14 protein-coding genes are annotated in these 17,316 nt (G+C 44.1%); 7 read left to right on the forward strand and 7 right to left on the reverse strand.

Annotated elements, in window-relative coordinates; genetic code table 11:
• Positions 1-166: 166 nt before the first annotated feature.
• The gene (gene omp38, locus FTT83_RS10250; RefSeq protein WP_180044211.1) at positions 167-1,219 is read right to left on the reverse strand and encodes an outer membrane protein Omp38; all 1,053 of its coding nucleotides are present in this window, start codon (positions 1,217-1,219) and stop codon (positions 167-169) included.
• A 374-nt stretch (positions 1,220-1,593) separates the two neighbouring features.
• On the opposite strand from omp38, the gene FTT83_RS10255 reads away from it, so the two are divergent.
• The 3 genes from FTT83_RS10255 (at position 1,594) to FTT83_RS10265 (ending at position 4,054) form a co-directional block, all read left to right on the forward strand.
• Complete coding sequence (locus FTT83_RS10255; protein WP_180044212.1) at positions 1,594-2,115, forward strand: GspH/FimT family pseudopilin; 522 nt, start codon at positions 1,594-1,596, stop codon at positions 2,113-2,115.
• A gap of 116 nt (positions 2,116-2,231) precedes the next feature.
• A complete protein-coding gene (locus tag FTT83_RS10260) occupies positions 2,232-3,407 on the forward strand; it encodes a thiolase family protein (RefSeq protein WP_180176570.1) in 1,176 nt (391 codons plus the stop codon).
• 197 nt (positions 3,408-3,604) lie between these two features.
• Complete coding sequence (locus FTT83_RS10265; protein ID WP_180176571.1) at positions 3,605-4,054, forward strand: VOC family protein; 450 nt, start codon at positions 3,605-3,607, stop codon at positions 4,052-4,054.
• A gap of 72 nt (positions 4,055-4,126) precedes the next feature.
• Here the strand turns inward: FTT83_RS10265 and FTT83_RS10270 are convergent, their stop codons facing one another.
• The 5 genes from FTT83_RS10270 to FTT83_RS10290 form a co-directional block, all read right to left on the reverse strand.
• Positions 4,127-4,612 (reverse strand): DUF934 domain-containing protein, encoded by a 486-nt coding sequence (locus tag FTT83_RS10270; RefSeq protein WP_180176572.1) that lies wholly within the window; start codon positions 4,610-4,612, stop codon positions 4,127-4,129.
• A complete protein-coding gene (locus FTT83_RS10275) occupies positions 4,605-6,248 on the reverse strand; it encodes a nitrite/sulfite reductase (RefSeq protein ID WP_180176573.1) in 1,644 nt (547 codons plus the stop codon). Before FTT83_RS10275 ends, FTT83_RS10270 begins: the two co-directional genes overlap by 8 nt.
• A gap of 254 nt (positions 6,249-6,502) precedes the next feature.
• On the reverse strand, positions 6,503-8,905 hold the full coding sequence (locus FTT83_RS10280) for a glucose/quinate/shikimate family membrane-bound PQQ-dependent dehydrogenase (RefSeq protein WP_180176574.1): 2,403 nt from the start codon (positions 8,903-8,905) through the stop codon (positions 6,503-6,505).
• Positions 8,906-9,068: 163 nt separating this feature from the next.
• Positions 9,069-10,307 (reverse strand): carbohydrate porin, encoded by a 1,239-nt coding sequence (locus FTT83_RS10285; RefSeq protein ID WP_257234899.1) that lies wholly within the window; start codon positions 10,305-10,307, stop codon positions 9,069-9,071.
• A gap of 161 nt (positions 10,308-10,468) precedes the next feature.
• Positions 10,469-11,587, reverse strand: coding sequence for a CaiB/BaiF CoA-transferase family protein (locus FTT83_RS10290; RefSeq protein WP_180174889.1), 1,119 nt, complete (start codon positions 11,585-11,587; stop codon positions 10,469-10,471).
• A gap of 217 nt (positions 11,588-11,804) precedes the next feature.
• On the opposite strand from FTT83_RS10290, the gene FTT83_RS10295 reads away from it, so the two are divergent.
• The 4 genes from FTT83_RS10295 (at position 11,805) to FTT83_RS10310 (ending at position 16,771) form a co-directional block, all read left to right on the forward strand.
• Positions 11,805-12,815 carry an AraC family transcriptional regulator gene (locus tag FTT83_RS10295; protein ID WP_086195699.1) on the forward strand — a complete coding sequence of 337 codons (1,011 nt, stop codon included), beginning with the start codon at positions 11,805-11,807 and terminating at the stop codon, positions 12,813-12,815.
• Positions 12,816-12,981: 166 nt separating this feature from the next.
• Positions 12,982-14,187, forward strand: a complete 1,206-nt coding sequence (locus FTT83_RS10300; protein WP_180176575.1) for an acetyl-CoA C-acetyltransferase — start codon at positions 12,982-12,984, stop codon at positions 14,185-14,187.
• Positions 14,188-14,198: 11 nt separating this feature from the next.
• Entirely contained in the window at positions 14,199-16,331 is a 2,133-nt protein-coding gene (locus tag FTT83_RS10305; RefSeq protein ID WP_180044231.1) for a 3-hydroxyacyl-CoA dehydrogenase NAD-binding domain-containing protein, read from the forward strand.
• Positions 16,332-16,501: 170 nt separating this feature from the next.
• A complete protein-coding gene (locus FTT83_RS10310) occupies positions 16,502-16,771 on the forward strand; it encodes a DUF4199 domain-containing protein (protein WP_180044233.1) in 270 nt (89 codons plus the stop codon).
• 67 nt (positions 16,772-16,838) lie between these two features.
• Here FTT83_RS10310 and FTT83_RS10315 read toward each other — a convergent pair whose 3' ends face one another.
• Entirely contained in the window at positions 16,839-17,264 is a 426-nt protein-coding gene (locus FTT83_RS10315) for a GNAT family N-acetyltransferase (RefSeq protein WP_180174886.1), read from the reverse strand.
• Positions 17,265-17,316 lie beyond the last annotated feature (52 nt).

The raw sequence follows: 17,316 nt of genomic DNA on the forward strand, positions 1-17,316 counted from the left end.
GAATAATTCAAGTGAATTTGTTTGAAAGAAGAACTTTAAAAGCTTTATTTTCACCCGATAAAATACCCATAAAACAAGAGGAAGCTCAAATGAGCTTCCTCTTGTGAAAAATTGTGGGACAGCAATGGCCCTAAGGCTGCTTTTTTTAGATTAGATCAATAATTAATTATTGAGCTTGAGCAGGTTCTGCAACAACAGTACGGCTACCAGAAATAGTCGCGAATACACGACGGTTCATAGCACGGCCTTCTTTAGTGTTGTTGTCAGCAATCGGTTGATCCCAAGCGAAACCTTGAGTAGACAAACGAGCTGGATCTACATTGTATTCATTTACAAGTGAAGATTTAACAGAGTTAGCACGAGCTAAAGATAAACGTTCGTTCAATGCACGTGGACCAGTGTTATCTGTGTGACCTTCGATGCGAGCAGTAGCGTTTGGATATTCAACTAACTTCTCGGCAACTTTAGCGATTTCTGGTTTGTATTGGTCTTTGATGTTTGATTTGTTTGTATCAAAGAACACACGAAGTTCCATGTTAAGGTCTTCAGTCAACTCTTGTGGAGCTGGTTGAACTGGAGCTACAGGCTCAACTGGAGCAACTTCAACTACAGGAGCAGCAGGTTTCAAGTGACCGCCAAGAACTACGTTAAGGCCAGCTAAAGCTGTATAGTTCCAGAAATCTTCATCGATGTTATAAGTAGCACGAGCTTCAGTACGTAGAGATAAAGCATCGTTTAAGCGCCAGAAAGCACCTAGACCTGCGTTACCTAAAGTACCTTCTTCAGACTCACCATCTGCAATTGAACCTGCAGCTTTATATTTGTAATGACCAGCACCTAAAAGTACATATGGCTTGATTTTGCTGTCATAGTTTTTAGTGATCAAATCAGAAGTAGCATAGAAGTTACCATTGATTTGAGTCTGCTTATATTCTGCACCTGCAGGTACGCCAAGGCCTTCTACATCACCTTTCACTTGGTTATATTCAGCTTCAAAACCTAACCATGGAGTAAGTTCTACACCCAATGCAGCTCCAACGAATAAATCGTCTTGTAGCTCACCATCAGTAGAGTCCATCAAGTGGTCTTTAGCACCATTGTTGTGTTGAGTGTCTTGGAAAGTATAACCAAGCATTAATGGAGTAACAGTTACGCCTGCGTTTGCAGCTGCTAAAGGAGCAGCTACGAGCATTGCCAATGCAATACGACTCATTTTCATGGATTTATCCTCCAGAGATAACAATTGTTGTTCAAGCTCAAGCCTAGAATTTGGCTATTTCTGAGATAGGCTTTCTTATACCCCAGTTTTATTCTTAAGCTATTCACAGTGAATCATACAAACACTTTATTTTTTTTCCAAGTGCTTGATAACTTTAATCAAGTAAATTATTGACAAAATTACTTACAATTTCCGTTGTAATTCGGTAATTTTTTACTCAATTTATTCTTATGAATAGCTTATTGTCACTTGCAAATTATTTTAACAGCTTTCTTAAAAGTTGAGTAATAAATATTACCCGCAAAAAAACAATTAAAAAACAAAACACTAATAACACAAATAATTAAAAAAAATATATTACAGGATCACTTTAAATGCTTTTTCAAAACAAAAATGGTTTCACGTTAGTTGAGCTCATCGTTACTTTGGCTATTTTTGCCATTCTGGCGACCATTGCTTTACCTTATTTTCAAGACATAAAAGCCAAACAGGAAGTCAATACCACTACCAATAAACTGATTTCAACGATTCAATTAGCTAAATCGCATGCATCTATTTATCATAGCAATGTGGTGATATGTCCAAGTCAAAATAAAGTGAATTGTCAAACAAACCAATGGACTACCGGTTTACTGGTTTTTCTCGACAGCAATAAAAATAGGCAAATTGATACGAGTGAAAAAATTATTTATACAGAATCTACCGATTTAAAATATGGGCGCTTAGACTGGAAAGGAACTTTGAATGTTCCCAGCTTAACTTTTCAAGCGGAAAATGGCTTGCCCATAGGTTCAAATGGCAGTTTTTATTACTGTTCAATAGTTTCTGATCATCACCAGAAACTGGTTCTGAGTGCGATGGGACATATGCGGATAGAAAACCTATCGAGCTGCTAAAAAACTTATCAGTCTAAAGACATCCTACAATCTTTGTTTATTCCAGCTCATTTTTCAATATACTGCTTAAGCTTGGAAAGTAATTCCCTAAAAAAATCAATCTCGGAGAAAGAACAATGACAGACATCGTAATCGTAAATGGGGCACGTACTGCAATGGGCGGCTTCCAAGGTAGCTTGGCCAGTGTAACAGCCCCAGAACTTGGAGCAGCATGTATCAAAGAAGCGATTGCACGTGCTGGATTACAAGCAACCGATGTCGAAGAAGTCATTATGGGCTGCGTGTTGCCTGCCAGCTTAAAACAAGGACCAGCTCGCCAGGCAATGCGTCAAGCTGGACTACCCGATTCAACTGGCGCAGTCACCATCAATAAGCTGTGTGGTTCTGGCATGAAAGCCGTGATGCAAGCGGCTGATATGATTAAAGCCGGCTCTGCTGAAATTGTGGTTGCAGGCGGTATGGAATCCATGACTAATGCACCTTATGTATTGCCTAAGGCACGTGGTGGTTTGCGCATGGGTCATGGTGAAATTAAAGACCATATGTTCTTGGATGGTCTTGAAGATGCAGAAACAGGCCGTTTAATGGGTTCATTTGCACAAGACATGGCAAATACCCGTGGCTATACGCGTGAACAAATGGATGACTTTGCGATTCGCTCTTTAGAACGTGCACAAAAAGCCGTGAATGAAGGTTACTTTGCCGATGAAATCGTGCCTGTAACCGTATCGAGCAGCAAAGGCGATGTTGTGGTCGATAAAGATGAACAGCCTTTCAATGCAAACATTGCAAAAATCCCTACCCTTCGCCCAGCCTTTGCCAAAGACGGCACCATTACTGCCGCCAATGCCAGCTCAATTTCGGACGGTGCATCTGCACTAGTTTTAACTTCGAGTGATAATGCTGCAGCAAAAGGCCTAAAGCCGCTGGCTAAAATTGTGGCCTATGCTTCAAATTCACAGCACCCTTCAGAATTTACCATTGCTCCTGTAGGTGCCATTCAGAAAGTTTTAAATAAAACTGGTTGGGATGCTCAAGACGTCGATCTTTGGGAGATTAACGAAGCTTTTGCCATGGTGACCATGTGTCCGATGGATGACTTCAAACTTGATCCAGCTAAAGTCAACATTAACGGTGGTGCTTGCGCCCTTGGTCATCCAGTTGGCTCTACCGGTTCTCGTATTATCTTGACGCTCATTCATGCTTTAAAACGCACTGGCGGCAAAAAAGGGATTGCTACCCTGTGTATTGGTGGTGGTGAAGCGACTGTTGTAGCGATTGAACTGCTTTAATTGCTTTGAAGTCTGCCTTAATTAAAGAGGGAGTCAGGTAATGCCCTCTCCCTCTAACTTTCTTCCTAAGGGAGAGAGCATAAAAAAATCCCTTTAAACGAGGGATTTTTTTATGCTTACACTTTTTTATATTTTCATCATCTAAATTTAAGCTTAAGCCTGCTAGATTAGAACCATCAAAACAACAAAGGCTTTTCATGCAACTTAATCATTATCTTAATTTCCAAGGCGAAACCGAAGCAGCCTTTAACTTTTATAAATCTGTTTTTGGTGGCGAGTTTTCCAATCTAACCCGTTATGGTGAAATGCCATCTGAAGAAGGCAGTATGCTTTCTGAAGCAGATAAAAATCTTATTCTGCATGTAGCCTTGCCGATTAATGCATTTACCGAATTAATGGGATCTGATACCAATGATCAATTCTGTGCGCAAAACAATACCGTTTTCACTAAAGGGAATAATCACTATATTTCAATTAATCTGAATGCCCATGAGCAGGCAGAAGCAAAACGCTTATTTGATGCGTTATCTGTGAATGGACAAATAGAAATGCCTTTAGAAAAGACATTTTGGGGTGCACTCTATGGGGCATTTACCGATCAGTTTGGGATTAAATGGATGGTCAATTGCCAGTTAGAAGCCCTGTAATCTCGATTTTTTATTTAAACATGCATAAAAAAGCCGGAATCAATCCGGCTTTTTAACATCTGCTTAAAACAATCAAGCACCTGTTTGATAATGTGCTTTTGGCACTGCAGTAGAAGCTTGATAAGGATTGGTGAAATCACCTAAACCTGCAGCAGCTTCAGCAATATCTTTACCTTCTTTAATCACGAAAGTATCAAAACCTGAACGCTTCATATAGTTCAACACATCTTTGAATACATCGCCAGTGGCACGTAGTTCGCCTGCAAAACCTTGGCGACGTAACAATGCTGCAAAAGAATAACCACGGCCATCATTAAAACCAGCAAATTCAATAAAGATTGCATCTAACTGATCAAGCGGAAATTCGTGGGTTTCAGGAGAAGCATCTACAGTGATGTAAAGTGCTTTTTTACCTGAAACATGGGCAATCTGGTCTAACTGTTCAACCGTTAAAACCACGTCACCCTTTGGTAATACGCCATCTTCACCAATTAACTGGTAAGTATTGTCTGCAATCGTGCCATCTTTAGAGAGCACTTGTAGTGCGGTATTAAGCATATGCACGCTCCTTAAATGGTTGAATGCCAACACGGCGGTAAGTATCAATAAACTCTTCACCGTCATTTCGAAGGTCAAGATAGGTATTTAGAATTTCTTCCACTACATCTGGAATACGGTCTGCTGCAAATGATGGCCCAAGGATGTCACCAATTGAAGCATCATGGTCAGCATTACCACCAAGCGTGATTTGGTAGAATTCTGCACCTTTTTTGTCTACACCCAAAATACCGATATTACCGACATGGTGGTGACCGCAGGCATTCATACAACCTGAAATGTTGAGATCCAGTTTACCTAAATTGTAAATGGTATCCAGATCATCAAAACGGCGTGAAATCGCTTCTGAAATTGGAATAGATTTCGCATTTGCGAGCGAGCAGAAATCACCGCCCGGACAGCAGATGATATCGGTAATAAAACCAATGTGCGCACGAGCCAGATTGTGCTGATCCAGGATCTGCCACAATTCAAACAGGTCTTTTTGCGGTACGTCAACCAAGGCAATATTTTGTTCGTGTGTGGTACGGAACTCACCAAAAGTATATTTATCAGCAAGGTCTGCAATCAGGTTCATCTCTTCAACCGTCATGTCACCCGGTGCGATACCGGCACGTTTCAGAGAAATCGTGACAATACGATAACCTTTTACTTTATGTGCATTGGTGTTAATGTTGAACCACTGTTTGAATTTCGGATGCGCTGCAAACTGTTCAGTAAAATCTTCATCGGCATAGTCTTGGTAATCAAATGGCGTGAAGTTCTCATCCATTTTCGCCAAAGTATCTGCATCAATTTTCAGCGTTTTTATAGTATGCGCAAATTCAGCTTCAACTTTTTCTGCAAATACGGCTGGTGTTAACGCTTTTACTAAAATCTTGATACGGGCTTTGTATTTGTTGTCACGACGACCATGTAAGTTATAGACACGAAGCACTGCTTCCAAATACGCAATCAAGTCTTCACGTGGCAAGAAGTCACGGATAAAGCTGCCAATCACCGGGGTACGGCCCAAGCCACCACCCACTTTGATTTTATAGCCCATCTCGCCTGCTTCATTACGTACGATGTAAACACCGATATCGTGGAATGAAGTTGCCGCACGGTCGGTTTCTTCTAATGCAGAAACCGCGATTTTGAACTTACGTGGCAAGAAGGCAAATTCCGGGTGGAATGTAGACCACTGACGGATCAATTCACAAGTCGGACGTGGGTCAGCCACTTCACCCGCAACCACACCCGCATACTGGTCAGTCGTAGTATTACGGATACAGTTACCAGAGGTCTGGATGGCATGCATTTGTACAGATGCCAGTTCTTGCAGCATGTCCGGTACGTTCTCTAGTGCAGGCCAGTTAAACTGAATGTTTTGACGTGTTGATACGTGTGCATAACCACGGTCATAGTCTTGAGCCAATTGCGCAATTTTACGCAATTGTTTTGAATTCATCAGACCGTAAGGCACTGCAACACGCAACATTGGCGCATAACGTTGTACATAAAGGCCGTTTTGCAGACGAAGCGGACGATATTCATCTTCCGTCAATTTACCGGCTAAATAACGTTCCGTTTGGTCACGGAATTGTGCAACACGTTCATTGACCAGTTGCTGGTCAAAATCAGTATATAAATACATGGCGTACAGCTAGTAGTTTCTATTATAACGGCGGACAGCATAACGAGATTTGATCTATCAACAAAATGCGTTTTTTACATATTTCATAGCGATTTTATTGATAAGTGTGTCTAAGCTGCACGGATATACAGCCTTTCAGCCTTTTTTGATTCATTTTCCATGATATTGCTTATTTTATTTATTCCTTAGCATTTATTTTCATAAAAAAGCCCGACGAATCGGACTTTTAAAATTTAACCGAATAAATAGGTAGCTTATTTTTTATCGGGTAAGGCATAAGCCACGATAGAGTCGCCCATTTTGGTGCCAAATGAACCATGACCACCGGCCATAATGACTACATATTGTTTACCATTGGCTTCATATGTCATTGGCGTTGCCTGACCACCCGCCGGTAGACGGCCTTTCCAAAGCTCATCACCATTGGTGACATTAATGGCACGGATATAATTGTCTTGGGTTGCACCCAAAAACATCAGATTACCTGCAGTCGAGATTGGACCGCCCAGCATTGGCACCCCCATTTTAAATGGCGGTAATGGAATACCCTGCATACTGTCACGAATGGTACCGATCCGGCGTTTCCAGGCCACTTCATGGGTGTTTAAATCGACACCCGCCACATAGCCCCAAGCCGGCTGTTTACATGGCAGTCCGAAAGGTGAAAGGAAGGCACTGATTTCTACCCCATAAGGTACACCGTACATGGGCTGAACACCTTGTTCAGTCCCCGCGCCTTTGGCTGTTTGCTTACGGTTCGGATCTTCAGGGATCAGTCTGGACACAAATGGCAAGCCAATCGGGTTCATTACTGCAATTTGACGGTCGGGGTTGACCGACATACCTCCCCATTCAAACACGCCCAGGTTACCCGGGAACACCAGCGTGCCATTTTCTGAAGGCGGCGTGTAAATCCCTTCATAATTCAATTTCTTGAACGCTACACGGCAGATTAACTGGTCAAACATGGTGGCACCCCACATCTGCTTGTCGGTTAATTTTTCTTTAGGCGCCAGGTCAAAATCAGAGAATGGTTGAGTTGGTGAATAACGTTCGCCTTTGGTTTGTGCGCCGCGTTTTACCGTTTGCGGCACCGGCCTCTCTGTAATCGGAACGATTGCCTTACCCGTACGACGGTCCAGCACAAAAGCATTCCCTGTTTTCGTCAGCACATAGATTGCAGGAACAAGATTGCCAGATTTATCTTTAATGTCCGCTAAAGTCGGCTGCGCTGGTACATCCATATCCCATAAGTCATGATGGGTGGTTTGGAAATTCCAGACCAGCTTACCGGTAGATGCATTTAAAGCCAGCATGGAGTTGGCATAGCGTTCATCCAGTTCGGTACGGTGCCCGCCATAAATATCTGGCGTACCGACACCTGTAGGTACATAGACCATATCCAGTTTCGCGTCATAGGCCAAAGGTGCCCAGGCATTGGGGGAGTTATGAACAAATTTCTGGCCTGGCGCAGGAATGGCATTTGGATCTTCAGCACCAGTATCAAATACCCACAGCAGTTCACCGGTATTGATGTCATAACCGCGGATCACACCCGATGGCTCTTCAGTCGAATAGTTATCGGTGGTTGAACCGCCAATAATAATGGTTGTACCTGTAACCACTGGCGGAGAGGTCGGGATATAACCACCCGGGTATGGGAATGGCATGTCTTTTTGCAGATCGACTTCGCCATTTTTACCAAAGTCAGTACACGCCTTGCCCGTGTCTGCATTGATCGCGACAAGACGGCCATCATTCACCGGCAAAATCACTTTCTTAGGGCACTCGGCTGAAGCCGTTGTTTTGGCAGCCAGACTGGCTTCGAAGCCCGCCGTGTTATTGGCGTCATAATAAGACACACCACGGCAAGTTAAATGTTGATAGGTATTATCAGCACGTAATTTAGGGTCATAAGTCCATTTTGCTTGACCTGTTGCCGGATCAAGTGCGGTCAATTTCTGGTGAGTTGTACAAATGTACATATTGTCACCCACTTTAATCGGCGTGACCTGATTGGTGGTTTCACCCGAGTCATTTTCAGTTTCGAATTCACCAGTGTGATATTCCCAGGCCACTTGCAAGTCTTTTACGTTTTCAGAATTAATTTGCTTTAACGGAGAATAGCGTAAACCGGACTGTGTCCTGCCATACGCCGGCCAGTCACCATCTTCAATCCCCGGAATAGGCTGTGATGTTGCAGGCTGTTTAGTGCTTAACTCGCCACGAATTTCCTGTGGATCATTAAATACCGAGTAAATCATCACGGCAATGGTGATTACCAATGTGCCTGCAAGAGCCAATTGTGCACCTTTTGGATGTTCAAATCCGCGAGTCACCGCAGGAATAAGTAATAAAAGACCAAATAGTCCTAAAATGTCCAGACGAGGTGCCAGCGCAAAGAAGTCAGAACCCACTTCCCAAAGCCCCCACACCACAGTCCCTAATAGCAGCGCCGCGTAAATCAGCAGTGCCGAGCTTTTTAATTTGTGTAATAAAACTGCAGTTGCAATGAAGAATAGACCTGCGATGATGTAGTACCAAGACCCACCAAGCACTGCAAGATATATTCCTCCAATCAGCAGCACTAAACCGAAAATGATGGCCACAACAGCCAAAATCGTTTTTAGCCCTGAACCTGAAGATGGAGTACTCATATTGACCACCTATTTTTAGAATTCTTTTAAAGCTCATACCTAAAGTTAAATATGAGCACCTTTTTAATTTTTAGATTTTAAATATCTGGATTAAACCGATCTGCAAAAGAAAGTTGTGCTCCAAGCATCGAATGATAAAACCCAAGTACTTATCATCTAGAAACTAGAATGCTGTTTGTAACTTAATACCGCCAACCCAAGCATTCTCGCCATTTTTATATGCACCAACCTGATGGATATATTGAATATTTGGACGGATAGTGAGCGAGTTTGTTGCATGAATACCATAGTAAATTTCCGTATCGTATTCTTCGCTCTGTAGGCCACGGGCATCCAAACTGTTATTGCGAATGTTCGCATCATTGACATCGTCATTGATCTTGATACGGGCTATACCGATCGCAATCTCGTCCTGAGGACGAAAGTCCATTAAACCTTTATAAACCAGACCCATATTTTGCATGTCACTGACTTTGTTTGTGTCACGATCATGTACAGTTAAGTTTACAAAAGCACTCAGACCGCGAGATGAATCACCGTTATGTGCAGTCAGTTGCTGTTTGGCCACAACCCAGACACCTTGTTTGTGCTCAGTTTTAGATGCTTCTTTTATTTCTGCAGCATCGGCGCTGCTGTAGTAATAACCTGCACGATATTCACCCGGAAGTTTTGCCGCGCCGAGTTTCGGCGTCCAAACCACTTCAGCAGGAATAATCGCACCATGAGAACCATCGGTACTTAAATTGAAGCCTTTGCCTCGTTCAAGGTTTTCAGGGTTATATTCATAAGCACCGACTTGGGCATAGACGTCAGGAGTGAAGTTATATTTCGCTCGGGCAGCCCATTGACTCACTGGCCAGTTGTACCACTGATCACCGACCCAGTTCCCCACTTGAGAACCGCAAAGCGCCAGATTCTGAAAATCACAATCGAAACTGTTGAAATCTTCACCCTCACCAAAGCGCCCCACTTTGAGATCCAGTTTTTGTTCCAGGAATTTTTTCTTGATCCAGAAGTCCATTAAACGCCAGGTTTGCCCACGGCCCCAAACTTCTTGTACCGAACTGAGATGACCATTTAAGGCAGCTGAACTATTCGACAGACTACGGCCATTACGTTCGGTCACGGTTATTTGCGCTTCAGTGTCTTGCCAGCCTAGAATTCTGTTTAAATCGAAGTGGACACCGATTGCAAACTGATCTGCGTATTCAGTGCCATGACTGGAATAATGATCTGAGTCCAGTAGAGTCGCAACTTCGCCGGTATAACCCAGACTGAAGTCATAACCTTTTTGTTGTAATGCTATACGTTGACCATTCCAGTCACGAAACATCCACTGGCTTTTTGAATCAAATGTATTGCCTGCATTTGCGGGATTTAATACAGCGCTGAGAGAGGTCAGGCTCACACCAACACCGAACGTGCTCCATAACTTCTTCACAGCTGCTCACCTTTATATTATTTTTTTCTAATATTGATGCTACTCCTGTTTTTTATTTAACATTGGGCGCAAATTGTGAATACATTGTTTTTCAATGTTAATGTTTTTAATCCATGTGAAAACTACCAGTTTCCGGCGCCTAAATGCTGCCCGATATATAAATATTCTGCCTTAGAGCGGGAAAATTTAATCGGACAGGCCAACTGGGTTTCCGTCTGCTTGCTGTCCGGAGCCAGCGGCACGTCTATTGCCCATTTTCGTTCTTGAGCCAAACGAGAATCCAAGGCTTCATCCAGAGTTAAAACAGGCTCTACACACACATCCTGATCGGTAAAGATCACTTGCCACTCTTGCCAAGTTTTCGATTGAATCTTTTCCTGAAGCGCCCGCTTGACGACTTGCTGATCTGCCGGGTCAAACGAAGCCCCTTTTTCACCAAGGATGGGAAGATCCAAAATGTGTGCCAAGCCCGACATAAACTGTGGCTCCAAACTCCCAATCGATAAATAACGGCCATCCTGAGTCTGGTAATAGTCATAAAAACTGCCGCCATTTAAATACGACTGTTCGGGAAATTGTTTGGTATTTCCTGCCAATGTGGCAGCCGCTGCCATATTATTTAAAGTGGCTACACAATCGGTCATCGAAATATCAATATATTGTCCCAAACCGCTGTGCTCACGTTCCACCACGGCAGCCAAAATCCCAATGACAGCATGTAAGGAGCCTCCAGCCACATCGGCGACCTGTATCCCCAATGCCGGTGGTCCACCCTCTTGCCGGCCACTATGTCCAGCAATTCCGGACAAGGCCAAATAATTTATATCGTGTCCGGCCTTATCTTTATAACTTCCGGTCTGTCCATAGCCAGTAATGGAGCAATAAATCAGTCGAGGGTTCAATGCTGCAAGCGTGGCGTAGTCCAGGCCCAGGCGCTGCATCACCCCCGGCCGAAACTGCTCGACCACAATATCGTATTCAGTAATCTTCTGTTTAATCAGTTCAATGTTGTGCGGATCTTTTAAATCCAGAGCAACCGACTGTTTATTACGGTTTAAATAACTGTGCGCTGTTGCCTGTCCATGGGCATAAGGCGGCAATAACCGAATCAGGTCTGGCCGTGTAGGTGATTCAATGTGGATCACTTCTGCACCGAGGTCTGCCAGATACAAAGTGGCAAATGGACCCGGGAGTAAAGTTGAAAAATCAAGTACTTTTAATCCTTTTAAAGCCGTAGTCATGTCCGTTTTTTCTCTTTTTATGTTGATTTTATATGCATATTAGAAATATAAAACTCATAAAACAATGTCATGTTCAGCCATTTACCTTGATCATTTCGGCAATTTAAGATGTAAATAGGGTGCAACAACTATTGTAAATTGCCACCCAAACAATTTTTAGCGTCATTTAGGTCAACTGCAAGTGAATATAAAAGAGAAAGAGACTGAAGGATTTAATATGAGTCGCGATACGATTAGTATCCACTTCGTCAATGCGGCTTTAACCGGCGTAAAACGTCTGGGCATGGATGTCGAAACTTTATTGTCACATGTCGGCATTGAAGCGGAATTATTACGTCAACCTAAAGCCCGTATTTCTCCGGAACAATATACCCGATTTATTCAAATGCTCTGGATGGTGACCCAGGACGAACATGTCGGCTTTGATATACAGCCACGTCGTCTGGGCACTTTTGCCATTATGTGTCAGTTGATTATTCATGCGAAAACGCTAGGAGATGCCTTAGAGCTTTCTTCCCAGTTCTATAAACTGTTTGGCGATGAATGGTCTGTGACTCTGGAACGTGACAAACACGAAGCGCGCCTGGTTCCGCTTATTCCTAAAAGCATGGATCCCGATCACTTCATTACCGAAAGCATGCTGATGATCTGGCACGGTCTGGCCTCTTGGCTCATCGAACGCCGTCTGCCACTCGAACGCGTTCATTTTGGCTACCCACGTCCTGCACATGCCGATGAATATGATGCCCTGTTCTTCGCACCGGTGATGCAATTCGATGCGCCACGTACCGAAATTACCTTTGCCGCAGACTATCTGGATCTTCCACTGCGTCAAAATGAAGAAACGCTGGAAGAATTCCTCAAAGCTGCACCTGCACAGTTGCTGGTTAAATTCAAAAACACCAACTCGCTGACTTCTCGTATCCGTGAAGTGTTAAAGAGCCAGATTGGTGAAGAAATGCCAACACTCAACGATGTCGCTTCGATGTTGTATCTTTCTCCTCAAACTTTGCGTCGCCGTCTGGCTGCGGAAGGCAAAAGCTATCAGGGCGTGAAAGATGCCTTGCGCCGTGATGCCGCCATTCATCTGCTGCTAAATCCAGGTTTGACCCTCGAAGATGTCGCACAGCAGGTCGGTTTTAGTGAAACCAGTACCTTCCACCGTGCCTTTAAAAAATGGACCGGCGTAACACCAGGGTTATATCGCCAGTTGCACGGTTATCACTGATCACAACCGATCTTTTCAGTTTCTCTCTATGCCCAAGTTTCGACTTGGGCTTTTTTATTGACCAAAAACATCATCTGACCTGATCCGTTCTCGTCATTGCACTTCGAAAATTAATCATTACACTCAAAAAAGTATAAAAATTTTAAAATCATAAAAGGGAAATGCCATGAGCAAGGCTTATATCATTGATGCCATTCGCACACCACGCGGAAAAGGAAAAAAGGATGGTTCACTGTATGAAGTGAAACCGATTACCCTACTCACCACATTGCTGAATGAATTAAAAGACCGTCATCAACTTGATACTTCAAAGGTTGATGATATTGTCCTAGGCTGTGTCACGCCGATTGGCGACCAGGGTGCTGATATTGCCAAAACTGCAGCCATTGCTGCAGGTTGGGATAATGATGTAGCGGGTGTGCAAATCAACCGTTTCTGTGCATCTGGACTTGAAGCCGTGAATATGGCGGCCATGAAAATCCGTTCAGGCTGGGAAGATATAGTGGTTGCTGGTGGCGTTGAATCTATGTCGCGCGTACCAATGGGTTCAGATGGCGGCCCTTGGGCACTGGACCCTGAAACCAATATGGCCTGTGACTTTATTCCGCAAGGCATTGGTGCCGACCTGATTGCTACCATTGATGGATACAGCCGTGCCGATGTAGATACTTTTGCAGAGCAGTCACAAAAGAAGGCCGCTGCCGCACAAGCCAATGGCTATTTCGACAAATCAGTTGTGCCGGTAAAAGATAAAGCCGGTGTGGTGATTTTGGATAAAGACGAATTCATCAAACCGACTACCACAGCAGAAAGCTTGGGCAAACTGAATCCAAGCTTCGCCATGACGGGTCAAATGGGTTTTGATGCTATTGCCCTGCAAAAATATCCAGAAGTAGGTGCTGTGAACCATGTACATCACGCAGGTAATTCATCAGGCATCGTCGATGGTGCAGCTGTTGTTCTGGTAGCATCCGAAAAAGCCGTGCAAGAACAGGGCTTAAAACCACGAGCCAAAGTGCTATCGACTGCACTTGTAGGTACCGACCCGACCATCATGTTGACCGGCCCTGCTCCAGCTGCACGTAAAGCCTTAGAAAAAGCCGGTTTGACGATTGATGATATAGAGCTGTTCGAAGTGAATGAAGCCTTCGCTGCCGTGGTGATGCGTTTTATTACTGAGCTCAATGTTGATCCGGCCAAAGTCAATGTCAACGGTGGTGCAATTGCTCTGGGACATCCACTGGGTGCAACCGGCGCCATGATTTTGGGCACACTTTTGGATGAATTGGAACGTCAAGGTAAAAAACGTGGCCTTGCAACCCTGTGCGTCGGTGGCGGTATGGGCATCGCAACGATTATTGAATTGGTATAAGGAGAACAAAAATGAGCGCAATTCAATTTGAAAAAAATGCCGACAATATCATCATATTAACCTTAGATTCTCCCAACCAGTCTGCCAATACCATGAATGCAGATTTCCGCGATGCCTTAACAGCAACTGTAAAAAAGCTAAAAGCCGATGACCATATCGCAGGGATTATTTTCCGTTCCGCGAAAAAGACCTTCTTTGCCGGTGGTGACCTGGATGAGCTGATTCAAGCCACACCTGAACATGCCACTGAATTCTTCAACATGATTGAAGAGCTGAAAGCCCAGCTGCGTTATATCGAAACCCGCGGTATTCCTGTCGTTGCAGCCTTAAATGGCACAGCACTGGGTGGCGGTTGGGAACTGGCATTGTGCTGTCATCATCGTATTGCTCTGAATGATGCCAAAACCAAATTCGGCCTGCCTGAAGTGACTTTAGGCTTGTTGCCTGGCGGTGGCGGTATTGTACGCATGGTGCGCCTGCTCGGTCTGCAAAATGCATTTCCTTTGCTCATGGAAGGCAAGCAATTGGGTGTAGAAAAAGCCAAATCTTTAGGGCTGATTCACGACACAGCCGATTCTGAACAGGAGCTTTTAGACAAAGCCATTGCCTGGGTCAAAGCCAATCCGCAGTCTGCACAACCTTTCGATGTAAAAGGCTATAAAATTCCGGGGGGTACACCCTCGTCCCCTGCCGTGGCACAAATGCTGGCGATTGCGCCTGCCATGCTGCGTGACAAAACCAAAGGCTGCTACCCAGCGCCTGAAGCCATTATGGCGGCAGCGGTAGAAGGTGCTCAGGTTGATGTCGATACTGCGCTGACCATTGAATCACGTTACTTTACCTATCTGGCCACAGGTCAAATTTCCAAAAACATGATCGGCACCTTCTGGCATGGTTTGAATGCGATTAAGTCTGGTGCCAGCCGTCCAAAAGACATCGCCAAATGGAAAACGTCTAAAGTCGGCATTTTAGGTGCCGGCATGATGGGTGCAGGCATTGCTTATGCCACTGCATCTAAAGGCATTGCCGTAGTTCTAAAAGATATCTCTCTCGATGCGGCTGAAAAAGGCAAAGCCTATAGCCAAAAGCTTTTAGACAAGAAAGTCTCACAGAGTCATTTAAGCGCAGAGAAAAGAGATCGAATTTTAGCCGTTATTAAGACAACGGCGGATGCTGCGGACTTGCAAGGTTGCGACCTGATCATTGAAGCGGTATTTGAAAATCCCGAGCTGAAAGCCAAAGTCACGCAAGAAGCTGAACCCTATCTGGTCGATGGTGGCGTGATAGCATCCAACACCTCGACCTTGCCAATTACCGCTTTGGCACAGGCTTCTAAAAATGCGGCGAATTTTATTGGCCTGCATTTCTTTAGTCCGGTCGATAAAATGCAGCTGGTTGAAATCATCAAAGGGCAAAACACATCCAGTGAAACCTTGGCCAAAGCCTATGATTTTGTGCAGCAAATTGGCAAAACCCCGATTGTGGTGAATGACAGCCGCGGTTTCTTTACCAGTCGCGTGTTTGGCACCTTTGTTCAGGAAGGTCTGCGCCTGCTGGCCGAAGGTATACATCCAGCCCGTATTGAAATGGCTGCGCTGAAAGCCGGTATGCCTGTGGGTCCACTGGCCATTCAGGATGAAGTTTCGCTTACCCTTTCAGAGCATGTCGCGACTGAAACACGTAAAGCCCTGCAAGCCGAAGGCAAAGATCTGCCACGCTCAACTGCGGATGACGTGATTCAGACCATGATTCACGAATTTGACCGTAAAGGTAAGGCTGCTGGTGCAGGCTTCTATGACTATCCAAAAGGGGGTAAAAAGCAGCTTTGGGAGGGCCTGAAAAAATGGCAGAAAGATACGGATATTTCTGAACAGGAAATGATTGACCGTTTTCTGTTTGTGCAATCTCTGGATACTTTACGCTGTCTGGAAGAAGGTGTGCTGGAATCGACAGTCGATGGCAATGTCGGCTCGATTTTCGGAATTGGTTTTGCCCCGTGGACTGGAGGTGCTTTGCAATTTTTAAATCAATACGGTTTAGAAAAAGCCCTGCTGCGTGCCAATACCCTTGAAGCTAAATATGGCGTACGTTTTAAAGCACCGCAATTGCTCAAAGACAAGATTGCCCAAGGCGAAAAAATTTAAATCTTATTGTGCAAAAATATTGTAAAAGAAGAGAAGCGAGACGCTTCTCTTCTTTTACTCGAGCATGATGCTTTTTTAAACCACAGAATCTCATCTGCTTTTACAGGGCTTTTATGTTATAAAGTTACATAAGTTCTAAATTTTTTATTTATCCAGTGGGTAGTCCTCTTATGACAAATAACTCTTCTCCTGAAAAATCATCTTGGGGTTGGAAAGCCGTCATTATTGTGTGTATTTTAGGTGCATTATTTATGGGCATCTTTTATCTTGCCGTGAGCAACGAACCAGACTATATGCCAAGTCAAAAGCGCAATCAGACGCATACTGCACACCAGCAGCAATCTTCGGCTTCCGAACCTACTGCGGCTGAAATGAATATGACAGAACAAGAACATGCCAATATGGCAGACCACAACGCATCTGCTGCCCATGGTCACTGATTATAGAAAATAAAAAAAGCGGGATGAGGTATCCCGCTTTTTTACACCTACTTTAATGGCTATTGAATTACTGCAATTTTAAATACATATCAATATGCGCAATGCCGCAATCCGGATATTGCTCTCCTTCCACAGTAAAGCCCAGTCCTGCATAAAACTGCACGGCATATACTTGAGAAGAGAGTTTCAAAAATTTGCGCTGCTCATGTTTAGCCTGCTGAATAATCTCCAGCATCAACAGCTTGCCAATGCCCTGTCTACGATAAGCCTTTAAAACCGCAACCCGGCCAATGCTATTATTTTGCAGCAGGCGCGCTGTTGCAACGGGCTGAGCTTGATCAAACACCACAAAGTGCCGAGAAATGGCATCTTGTGTATCCCATTCATCGGCAGCAGCAATGTTTTGTTCCTGAATAAAGACCTGCTCACGAATCAGTTTTGCATCGTTTTGCAATTCATTCCAACTGCCTGTGCATATTATAAATGAGGTCATCAACCATCATCTTCCTAAAAATAAAAACATCTTTCAAACTGCTTTATTCATT

The sequence above is a fragment of the Acinetobacter sp. YH01018 genome (genome assembly GCF_013420295.1).
GTDB lineage: Bacteria > Pseudomonadota > Gammaproteobacteria > Pseudomonadales > Moraxellaceae > Acinetobacter.